Here is a 10,000-nt window from a genome sequence, read left to right as displayed (position 1 = left end):
AAATGGTAAGAATAAGGAAACTAAAAAATTTATTCATTTGGCTTTATATTTTTTCTTTATAAACATCAATAAGATGTCACCTAAAAAAGCAACTGCAAATTTAGGCATTATTTAATTACTATAAAAATCTTTTTTTTAACTTAATTTTCTTGTAAAATTATGCAATCTTGTAGCTAAATCTTCATTTACATTTACAAGTGGCAATCGAACTGTATTCTCTGATAAACCTAATGCCTTAAAGACTTCTTTAATTCCGCCAGGATTTCCTTGTTCGAAAATCATATCAATACTATCCGCTAAAAGGTAATGTAATTTATACGCTTCATCTACTTTTCTTTGCAGACCTAAACGTACCATTTCAGAGAATTCCTTCGGAAAACCTTCCCCAATTACCGAAATCACTCCTGCTCCACCCGCTAAAACCATTGGTAAAGTAATCATGTCATCTCCAGAAATCACTAAAAATCCTTCTGGTTTTGTTTGGATTAATTTCATTGCTTGAACGATATCGCCAGCAGCTTCTTTAATTCCGATTACATTTTTGAAATCATATGCAATTCGGATAACCGTTGATGGCAACATATTACTTGCTGTTCTTCCTGGTACATTATATAAAATTACTGGAATTGGAGACGCTTCAGCAACTGCTTTAAAATGTTGGTAAATACCTTCTTGCGTAGGTTTATTATAATAAGGCGAAACCGATAAAATCGCTGAGAAATGAGAAAAATCTCTTGTTTTTAATTCTTCAACAACTTTGTGCGTATTGTTACCTCCAACACCTAAAACCAAAGGCAATCTTCCTGCATTCGCTTTAATTATCGTATCGATAACCAATTCTTTTTCGTCTTGTGATAACGTTGCCGATTCTGCTGTAGTACCTAAAACTACCAAGTACTCTACTCCACCTTCAATTACATAATTCACTATTCGAGTTAAAGCCTCTACATCAACCGAAAAATCTTTTTTAAATGGCGTAACTAAAGCAACACCTGTACCAATAAATGATTGCATTTTTTATATTTTATTTAAAATTTTCAAATACTTAAACAGTTCTAAAACAAACTCATTAAAATTTTCAACGACTGTTTTTATGATAAAATGATTGACTCTTTTGTCAACCGTGTCAAATCCTACTTTAAATTTGGCTTTTGATTTGGTTGACAATAACAAAAGACCGCTTTTATTAACATCGTAATAATTGATTAACAAATCAAAAGGAGTTTCGACAAAATCGTTTACTTCTTTTTTATTGATTTCTCCTGAAATCGAAATATTCTTCAACGACAAAAAGGATTCGTTTATTACTTCTTTCTTTTTAATTTTATCTTTATAAACCAAAATAGAAATATTACTTTCTTGAATTCCCTGAGAAACAATTCGCTCCACTAATTGACTAGTTTCATTGAAATATGTTTCGTCTACTAAAACTCCAACCGTCAACACTTTATCGTTTGAACCAGACGAATTTTGAGTTGCTAATTTTTTAGTAACATTTTTTTTAAGAAAAAAGTTCTTTATAATATTATAAAACATAGTATTTTTACCTATTCGACAAAATTAAAAATTTAAGCTTTTGTTATGCTTGTAAATGTAAAAAAGAATACGATATCTTTTGGATTTTTTGTTATATTATTAACATTTAATCTCTTTATATCTTGTAAATCAACTTCTTCCTATCAAACTACTAAAATTGAAGGAAAAAAAATAGGTGTTACCAATGAAAAAGGCGAAAACGAAGCCATTGCAACTTACGTAAAACCTTACAGTGATAACATCAATAAAGATTTGAACAGTGTTTTAGCTTATTGTCCAGAAACACAAGACAAAAGCAAAGGAACATGGCAATCGAATATCGGAAATTTATTGGCCGAAATAACTTTTGAACTTGGAAATCCGGTTTTTCAAAAAAGAGAAAACAAAACGATTGATATTTGTTTGCTAAATCATGGCGGTATAAGAGCTGTCATTCCAAAAGGCGATGTAACTACGCGAACTGCTTTTGAAGTGATGCCTTTTGAAAACAGTTTGTTCATTGTGGGATTAACCGGAAAAGAAATCAAAACGTTAGCCGAATACATCATAAAAGAAAAGAAGCCTCATCCTTTGTACGGAATGAAAATTTATATTGATAAGTCAACTTCAGCAATAAATAAGATTGAAATTAACAATCAACCTTTAGATGAAAATCGAATTTATTATGTAGGAACTTCCGATTATTTAGCCAATGGAGGTGATAATATGACGTTTTTTAAAGAAAGTAAAATCAAATTTGACATGGAATACAAGCTTAGAAATATGATGATTGATTATTTCAAGAAAGTAGATACAATTCCGAATATTACAACAGAAAAAATAATTTTAGAATAATACTTAGAGCTATGAAGAGAAGAGATTTTATCCAAAAAACAGCTGCGAGTTCGGCTCTACTTGGTTTATCAGGAGTGAGTTTAAGTAGTTTTTCTACTATTGACACCAAAAAGATTACTATTTTACATACGAATGATACGCACAGTCATATCGATCCATTTCCGGCCGATCATCCTAAAAATCCAAATATGGGTGGCGCTGCCAGAAGAGCTGCTATCATTGAAAGCATTCGAAAAGAAGAAAAAAACTTGCTTTTGTTAGATGCTGGCGATATTTTTCAAGGAACTCCGTATTTCAATTATTATGGTGGTGAATTGGAATTCAAATTAATGAGCATGATGCAATACGATGTGGCCACCATGGGAAATCACGATTTTGACAACGGAATTGATGGTTTTTATGCGCAATTACCACATGCAAAGTTTGATTTTGTATCGGCTAATTATGACTTTAAAAATACGGTTTTGAATGATATTGTAAAACCTTATAAAATAATCATTAAAGACGGAATCAAGATTGGAATTTTCGGATTAGGCGTTCAATTAGACGGACTTGTTGACAAAAAACTTTACAAAGAAACGGTTTACAACAATCCAATTGAAGTAGCACAAGACATGACTCGAATTCTAAAAGAAGAAAAGAAATGTGATTTAGTGATTTGTTTGTCGCATTTAGGATTCAAATACAAAGACGAACCTGAAAAACCTAGTGATATTGTTTTAGCGCAAAAAACAAAAAATATCGATTTGATTATTGGCGGACACACGCACACTTTTTTAGACAAACCGGTTATTGAAAAAAATAGCGAAGGAAAAGAAGTTTTGATTAATCAAGTAGGCTGTTTTGGAGTGAATTTAGGTAGAATTGATTTTTATTTATCTAACGACAAACTCTATAATAATCAATCAAAAAACATTATTGTATAACTATTTTTCTCTGTAAAGTAAATATTTCAAAAGAAAATAATATACCGGTATTTCAATCAAACAAGCGATATAAATTAATATATCATTTTTTGAGTAATACTTATTCAAAGCAATTAAAACATCGGAAAAAAACAAGCAGAGTATCGTTAACAACAAAAATCTAGATGCAATTGATTTAAATCGTAAGGCATTATAAATACTTAGTAATAAAACTATCAAAAACATTACAACGTAACCAATAACTACAAAAATTTCTTTAAACTCCATATTTAAAGTCAAACTTGCAATCTTATAAAAGATGACCAACGACAAATAAGAAATTATAAAATAATTGAAATTGTTTTTTAAAAAGAGGTTTCTTTTGAAGATTTTTGAATCTGTAACTACATAACTAAATAAAACACCTATGGCTATTAGATACAAATAGGTGGAAAATACTTTAATATCTCTTCCCTCAATCAAAATCAAATTATCAGCAAAAAAGATTACTAAAAACAAAAATAAATTCAAATATATTTTGGTTGATTTACTTATAAAAAAGTAAGCAAAAGCGATACTTGGAACTATGATGGGTTTAAAAATCAAAGCAATGTCTAAATCACCATAAACCCTATAAAAAAACAAATAACACAAATAGGAAATAAAATAGATGTACAAAGCTCCACTAGCTCGGCTATCTATATTTTTATCAGTCTTGAATATCTCTCTTACCATAAAGTTTAAATTTAGTTCTGTAAACAAAATAACTTATGTAACAAAAAAACGATAACTCTTGAGTTGTAACATTAATCATCTTCAAGGCTAATAAATCGGGGATTTTTTTTGAAAAAACAAAAAACAAATCGGATAATAAAAAACAACCAACCATAAAACCCGTGTACAAAATTGTTCTATTATTGTAGTTAATTAGCATTACAAAGGCTAAAATTCCCATTAACAACAATAATATTGCGTACAAACAATAAATGAAAAATTCAAGGCTATTTTCCTCTATCATCATCATTAGTACATTAAAAAACAAATACACTAAAAGCATTACAATAATGAAAAAAGAAAAGGTTTTCAAATTAATTTTTTTCTTTTTCAAATAATAGATTAAATCTTGAAAAATAAAAAACAATATAATGAAATATGGAATTAATAAAAATATAAGCCCCAAAACATTAAACTCCTCTCTACTAATTAGATGTAAAATTTCACCAATAAAGAAGGATAAAACAGAAAAAGAAAACAAATAATCAATCTTACCTCTAACACTAATATAATAGAAATAATAAATCGACGGAATAATAATTGGCTTACTAAAAAGCTCCAAATTATCACTTCCAATTAAAACAGCAAATACATATAAAATAAAAGCCGTGAAATATAATATTAAAGCCGAATTTACTTTAAGCATCTATCATTTGTTTGAAGTCTAATTCTGATATAATTGCAATTTTTAATTGATTTGCTTTTTCTAGTTTGGATGGCCCCATATTATCTCCAGCAATTACATAATCGGTTTTTGATGAAATGGAACTTCCTACTTTTCCTCCATTATCTTCAATGGCTTTTTTCAGTTCGTCTCTCGAATAAATTTCAAAAACTCCTGATACAACGAACGTTTTTCCTTTTAATTTTTCAGAAAGTAAAACATCATCTGCGCCTGATTCTAATTGTACTCCATAACTCTTAAGCCTATCAATAATACGAATATTTTCTTGATTTTCAAAGAATTGAACAACACTTTGTGCGATTTTATCGCCAATCTCATCTACCAAAATCAAATCCATCATACTCGCTTGCGCAATTGCATCAATAGATTTGTAATGTTTTGCTAGCTTTTTCGCAACTGTTTCCCCTACATATCGAATTCCTAACGCATACAAAACACGTTCAAAAGGAATTGTTTTCGATTTTTCAATTCCGTTAATTAAATTCTCAGCTGATTTTTCAGCCATTCGTTCTAATGGAATGATTTGTTCCTTTTTCAGTTCGTATAAATCTGCATAATTGGTAACCAAACCTGCATTGAATAACAAAGCAACTGTTTCACCACCTAAACCATCAATATCCATTGCTTTTCGGGTGATAAAATGCTGAATTCTTCCAATAATCTGAGGTGGACAACCATAGAAATTTGGACAAAAATGATTGGCTTCACCTTCACTTCTAACTAATTCCGTTTGACATTCCGGACAATGTGTGATGTATTTTGTCGGTTCCGCTTGATTTCCTCTTTTGGCAACCGCAATAATCTTTGGAATAATTTCACCGCCTTTTTCTACATAAACTTCATCTCCAATTCGGATATCTAATTTTTCAATTTGGTCAGCATTATGTAACGAAGCACGTTTTACAATAGTTCCAGCTAATTGCACAGGTTCTAAATTCGCAACGGGAGTAATCGCTCCTGTTCGCCCTACTTGATATGAAATCGAATTTAATTTCGTAATGACTTGTTCGGCTTTAAACTTATACGCCATCGCCCAACGTGGAGATTTTGCTGTATAACCTAATTCCTCTTGATGTTGTAAATTATTAACTTTAATAACCACACCATCCGTTTCATAAGGCAAATCATGACGATGTTTGTCCCAATAATTGATATACTCAAAAACTTCGGTTAGGTTTTTAGCTAATTTAGATTGAGTCGGAACTTTAAATCCCCAATCTCGTGCTTTTTGTAAGCCTTCAAATTGAGTCTTAAAGGGTAAATTATTTCCAATTACAAAGTACAACAAACAATCTAACGGACGTTTGGCAACTTCAGCACTGTCTTGTAATTTTAAACTTCCAGAAGCTGTATTTCTTGGGTTTGAATAGGGAGTTTCACCAATTTCAATTAATTCTTGATTCATTTTTTCAAATCCGGCAAACGGAAGAATAATTTCTCCTCGAATGTCAAATTTATCAGGAAAATCACCTTTTAAATGAATAGGAACTGCTTTTATCGTTTTGATATTATTGGTTACATCATCGCCTTGAAAACCATCGCCACGCGTTACTGCACGTACTAAACGACCATTCTCGTAACTGATACTAATTGATGCACCATCGTATTTCAATTCGCAAGTATATTCTAATGGAACATCGCCTAAAACCTTTTGAATTCGGGTTTCCCAATCTTGTAAATCTTCGATGGAATAGGAATTGTCCAACGAATACATGCGATATTCATGTTTTACCGTTTCGAAGTTCTTCGTAACCATTCCTCCTACTCTTTGAGTGGGTGAATTTTCATCGAAAAACTCAGGATGTTGTGCTTCTAAATCTTGTAATTGTTTTAGCTTTTGATCAAATTCAAAATCAGAAATGGTAGGTTTATCTAAAACATAATAATTGTAATTATGTTGATTTAATTCGTCTCTTAAATTCTTAATAGTATCTAAAACGCTCATATTTACTGATTGATTAAGCTGTCTAATTTGGTAAATAATTCTCCTTTACTGATGATTCCTCCTTGCTTGATGATTTCAAACAACGATTCGTTTCTGTTTTCTGATAAATCTTTCTTTCCTCTGGTGATTTCTACATCATCGGAAAACAAATTTTCAGATAACCAATGAATTCCATCGGCAGAAACAAAGTCTATTTGTGGATTGTTGGTTTTTATTACGAAAGAGAAAACCGCATTTTGCATACATTTAAAAAGAAAAATGTAGTTCTTAGAAAAATGATCAATGTGCGTAACATTCGTCAATGCTTTTTCCCAAATCATATCAGAGAAAATATCGATTTCTTGTTCGGCAATATGAGGTTTATTTTGTTTAATTTCATCCCATTCCTTTTTATCAATTGATTGTGTAGCTAAAAAAGTAATGAATTCTGGATGTAATTCTTCTAATTGTTCTTTAGTTAATCTTGCGTATTTCATAAAGTAAAGATAAAAAAAAAGCCCCGATAAAATCGGAGCTAATTTATATTTTAAGAAAAATTATGCTTTTTCACCTACGATTTCGTATGGTAACTCAACGATAACATCTCTGTGTAATCTAACTGATGCAGTATATTTACCTACACGTTTTACCACACCACTTGTGATGAATTTTTTCTCAATTGAATGACCGTTAGCTTCTAACGCTTCCACGATGTTAGCGCTAGTAACTGAACCAAACAATTTATCACCACCTGCTTTAGCAGTAATTTTAATTTCTAAAGCTTTTAAAGCTTCAGCTAAAGATTTTGCATCTGCAACGATTTTAGCTTCTTTGTGCGCTTTTTGCTTTAAGTTTTCAGCTAAAACTTTTTTAGCAGAAGGTGTAGCTAAAATAGCAAAACCTTGAGGAATTAAGAAGTTACGTCCGTATCCGTTTTTCACAGTTACTACATCATCTTTAAATCCTAAATTTTGAACGTCTTGTTTTAAGATAAGTTCCATGTTGTTGTCCTTTTAATTAGAAGTTAGCTCACCTACGGCGAAGCAACAACTATTTGTTAAATATTATTTTAATAAATCGGCCACGTATGGCATTAAAGCTAAGTGACGAGCTCTTTTAACAGCTACAGAAACTTTTCTTTGGTATTTTAATGAAGTACCAGTTAAACGTCTTGGTAAAATTTTACCTTGCTCGTTAACAAATTTCAATAAAAAGTCTGCGTCTTTATAATCGATATATTTGATACCTGATTTTTTGAAACGACAGTATTTTTTAGTTTTGTTTGTATCTATGTTTAAAGGCGTAAGATATCTGATATCTCCGTCTTTTTTCCCTTTTGCAGATTGCTCTAATGTAGACATGATTAGTTTGTTTTAGATTTTAATTTTGCTCTTCTTCTTTCTGCCCAAGAAATTGCATGTTTGTCTAAAGACACAGTTAAGAAACGCATAACACGCTCGTCACGACGGAATTCAGTTTCAAATGCAATAATGATTTCAGCTGGCGCTTTGAATTCGAATAAGTGGTAAAATCCACTTTTTTTGTGTTGAATTTCGTAAGCTAATTTTTTTAAGCCCCAATCTTCTTTCGATACCATCTCAGACCCTTTAGAAGTAAGAAAATCTTCAAACTTGCTTACTGTTTCCTTTACCTGTTGCTCAGATAAAACGGGATTCAAGATGAAAACAGTTTCATAATGATTCATAATCTTTATATTTATTGTTATAAAATTGGGTGCAAAAATAATACTTTTATTTGAAATAACAAGTATAACACATTATTAATTTTTATTAAAAAAACTTGTGTATTTGTAATAATAGTTCTACTTTTAACAAACTATAAAAAATATATGCCCATGAAGTTGAATTGTATCGTTGTAGATGATAGTGCTATTCAAAGAATTACCATCACGAAATTAGTTAACGAATCAACATTATTAAACTTAGTAGGAGATTTTGCCAATGCTCTTGAGGCAAAGAATTGTATCAACAACAATACTATTGATTTAATCTTCTTAGACATTGAGATGCCGTTAATAAACGGTTTCGACTTATTAGACGGACTAAAAACAAAACCACAAATTATATTCATTACTTCAAAAGCTGATTATGCAGTTAAAGCTTTTGATTATGAAGCAACCGATTTTCTTCAAAAACCTATTTCTAAAGAACGTTTCAATAAAGCCGTTAAAAAAGCTACTGAACTTCACGCTTTGCGTTACGAAAACCATGAAGATCATGGCGAAAGTATCGTGATTAAAAGTAATTTAAAGAAACTAAAAGTCTATGTTTCTAAAATTAAATGGATTGAAGCCTATGGTGATTATATTAAAGTAGTTACTGATGATGAAAGTCATTTAGTGTTATCAACTATGAAAGGTTTTGAAAAAGAACTTCCAGAAGGTAAATTCATTCGTGTACACAAATCGTATATTATAAATTTAGACCGAGTAGAAAAATTCAATAGTAAGTTTGCTGAAATTGGAAATACAAAAATACCATTAAGTCGTAACAAGAAAGAAGAAATTGTAAAAGCTATCGAAAACGCTTAATACACATCTACATCTACTTTTACCTTAATAGCACGATATTGCGAAACTGCTTCAAAACTCATGAGCACTTTCGCAATATTTTTTTTGGTGTTACCTAAATGTTTCTGAACCGGAATTTTAACCATAATCGTTCGAATATATTCATTTCGAATTCTATTAATGGCTGGTTCTTCTGGACCCAAAACAGGCATGTCTAAATTTTGAGATAATACATTATATAACCACATTGAACCTTCTTTCAATTTATCAAAATCGCGATGTTTCATTGTAAGTTTTACTAATCTAAAGAAAGGCGGATATTTAAAGTTCTGGCGCTCGTAAATTTGCTCATTATACATTCCTATATAATCATTACCCAAAACTTGTTGAATCGTATTGTGATAGGGATTATACGTTTGAATAACGACTTTCCCTTTCTTCTCTGAACGTCCTGCCCTACCCGAAACTTGCATCATCATTTGATACGCTCTTTCGTAGGCTCTGAAATTAGGTTGGTTCAATAAATTATCGGCATTTAAAATCCCAACTAAAGTTACATTATCAAAATCCAAACCTTTGGCTAGCATTTGTGTTCCTACCAAAACATCGATTTCTCTATTTTTGAAGGAATCTATAATTTTCTCGAAGCCAAACTTTCCCCGAGTCGTATCTTGATCCATTCGTCCAATATTTTTCTCTGGAAAAAGAGTTTTCAATTCCATTTCAATTTGTTCGGTTCCGAAACCTTTCGAAGTAACATCAACCGATTGACAACTATGACAATGAGTAGGATTTGCAATCGAATGACCACA

General features: G+C 30.9%; 12 protein-coding genes. 3 read left to right on the top strand and 9 right to left on the bottom strand.

The annotated features are described in order from the left end of the window. Window positions 1-135: 135 nt before the first annotated feature. Together dapA and LDL23_RS08290 are read right to left on the bottom strand one after the other, a co-directional pair. The gene (dapA, locus tag LDL23_RS08295) at window positions 136-1,014 is read right to left on the bottom strand and encodes a 4-hydroxy-tetrahydrodipicolinate synthase (RefSeq protein ID WP_291265278.1); all 879 of its coding nucleotides are present in this window, start codon (window positions 1,012-1,014) and stop codon (window positions 136-138) included. 3 nt (window positions 1,015-1,017) lie between these two features. After that, window positions 1,018-1,536 carry a hypothetical protein gene (locus LDL23_RS08290; RefSeq protein ID WP_291265277.1) on the bottom strand — a complete coding sequence of 173 codons (519 nt, stop codon included), beginning with the start codon at window positions 1,534-1,536 and terminating at the stop codon, window positions 1,018-1,020. 45 nt (window positions 1,537-1,581) lie between these two features. Here LDL23_RS08290 and LDL23_RS08285 point away from each other — a divergent pair, with 45 nt between their 5' ends. Continuing rightward, on the top strand, window positions 1,582-2,370 hold the full coding sequence (locus LDL23_RS08285) for a 5'-nucleotidase (protein WP_291265276.1): 789 nt from the start codon (window positions 1,582-1,584) through the stop codon (window positions 2,368-2,370). Between the two features lie 11 nt (window positions 2,371-2,381). Then, on the top strand, window positions 2,382-3,296 hold the full coding sequence (locus LDL23_RS08280; protein ID WP_291265275.1) for a bifunctional UDP-sugar hydrolase/5'-nucleotidase: 915 nt from the start codon (window positions 2,382-2,384) through the stop codon (window positions 3,294-3,296). Window positions 3,297-3,984: 688 nt separating this feature from the next. On the opposite strand, the gene LDL23_RS08275 is transcribed toward LDL23_RS08280, so the two are convergent. The 6 genes from LDL23_RS08275 to rpsF form a co-directional block, all read right to left on the bottom strand. Then, window positions 3,985-4,695 carry a hypothetical protein gene (locus LDL23_RS08275; protein WP_291265274.1) on the bottom strand — a complete coding sequence of 237 codons (711 nt, stop codon included), beginning with the start codon at window positions 4,693-4,695 and terminating at the stop codon, window positions 3,985-3,987. Continuing rightward, window positions 4,688-6,679 carry an NAD-dependent DNA ligase LigA gene (gene ligA / locus LDL23_RS08270; protein ID WP_291265273.1) on the bottom strand — a complete coding sequence of 664 codons (1,992 nt, stop codon included), beginning with the start codon at window positions 6,677-6,679 and terminating at the stop codon, window positions 4,688-4,690. Before ligA ends, LDL23_RS08275 begins: the two co-directional genes overlap by 8 nt. Before the next feature lie 2 nt (window positions 6,680-6,681). Further along, window positions 6,682-7,155: a DUF6495 family protein gene (locus LDL23_RS08265; RefSeq protein ID WP_291265272.1), complete on the bottom strand. Its 474-nt coding sequence runs from the start codon at window positions 7,153-7,155 to the stop codon at window positions 6,682-6,684. Between the two features lie 60 nt (window positions 7,156-7,215). Continuing rightward, window positions 7,216-7,659: a 50S ribosomal protein L9 gene (rplI, locus tag LDL23_RS08260; RefSeq protein WP_026726602.1), complete on the bottom strand. Its 444-nt coding sequence runs from the start codon at window positions 7,657-7,659 to the stop codon at window positions 7,216-7,218. Window positions 7,660-7,722: 63 nt separating this feature from the next. Then, window positions 7,723-8,019: a 30S ribosomal protein S18 gene (rpsR, locus tag LDL23_RS08255; protein WP_008253655.1), complete on the bottom strand. Its 297-nt coding sequence runs from the start codon at window positions 8,017-8,019 to the stop codon at window positions 7,723-7,725. A gap of 2 nt (window positions 8,020-8,021) precedes the next feature. Further along, window positions 8,022-8,363, bottom strand: a complete 342-nt coding sequence (gene rpsF / locus LDL23_RS08250) for a 30S ribosomal protein S6 (protein WP_166235845.1) — start codon at window positions 8,361-8,363, stop codon at window positions 8,022-8,024. 150 nt (window positions 8,364-8,513) lie between these two features. On the opposite strand from rpsF, the gene LDL23_RS08245 reads away from it, so the two are divergent. Continuing rightward, window positions 8,514-9,209 carry a LytTR family DNA-binding domain-containing protein gene (locus LDL23_RS08245; RefSeq protein ID WP_026726604.1) on the top strand — a complete coding sequence of 232 codons (696 nt, stop codon included), beginning with the start codon at window positions 8,514-8,516 and terminating at the stop codon, window positions 9,207-9,209. Here the strand turns inward: LDL23_RS08245 and priA are convergent. Continuing rightward, window positions 9,206-10,000: primosomal protein N' (gene priA / locus LDL23_RS08240; protein ID WP_291265271.1), on the bottom strand; the 795-nt coding region annotated here is incomplete at its 5' end. The genes LDL23_RS08245 and priA overlap by 4 nt on opposite strands.

The sequence above is a fragment of the Flavobacterium sp. genome (assembly GCF_020217025.1).
GTDB lineage: Bacteria > Bacteroidota > Bacteroidia > Flavobacteriales > Flavobacteriaceae > Flavobacterium.
Note: the sequence above shows the minus strand (reverse complement) of the source record. Positions and strands in the feature narration are given on the sequence as shown.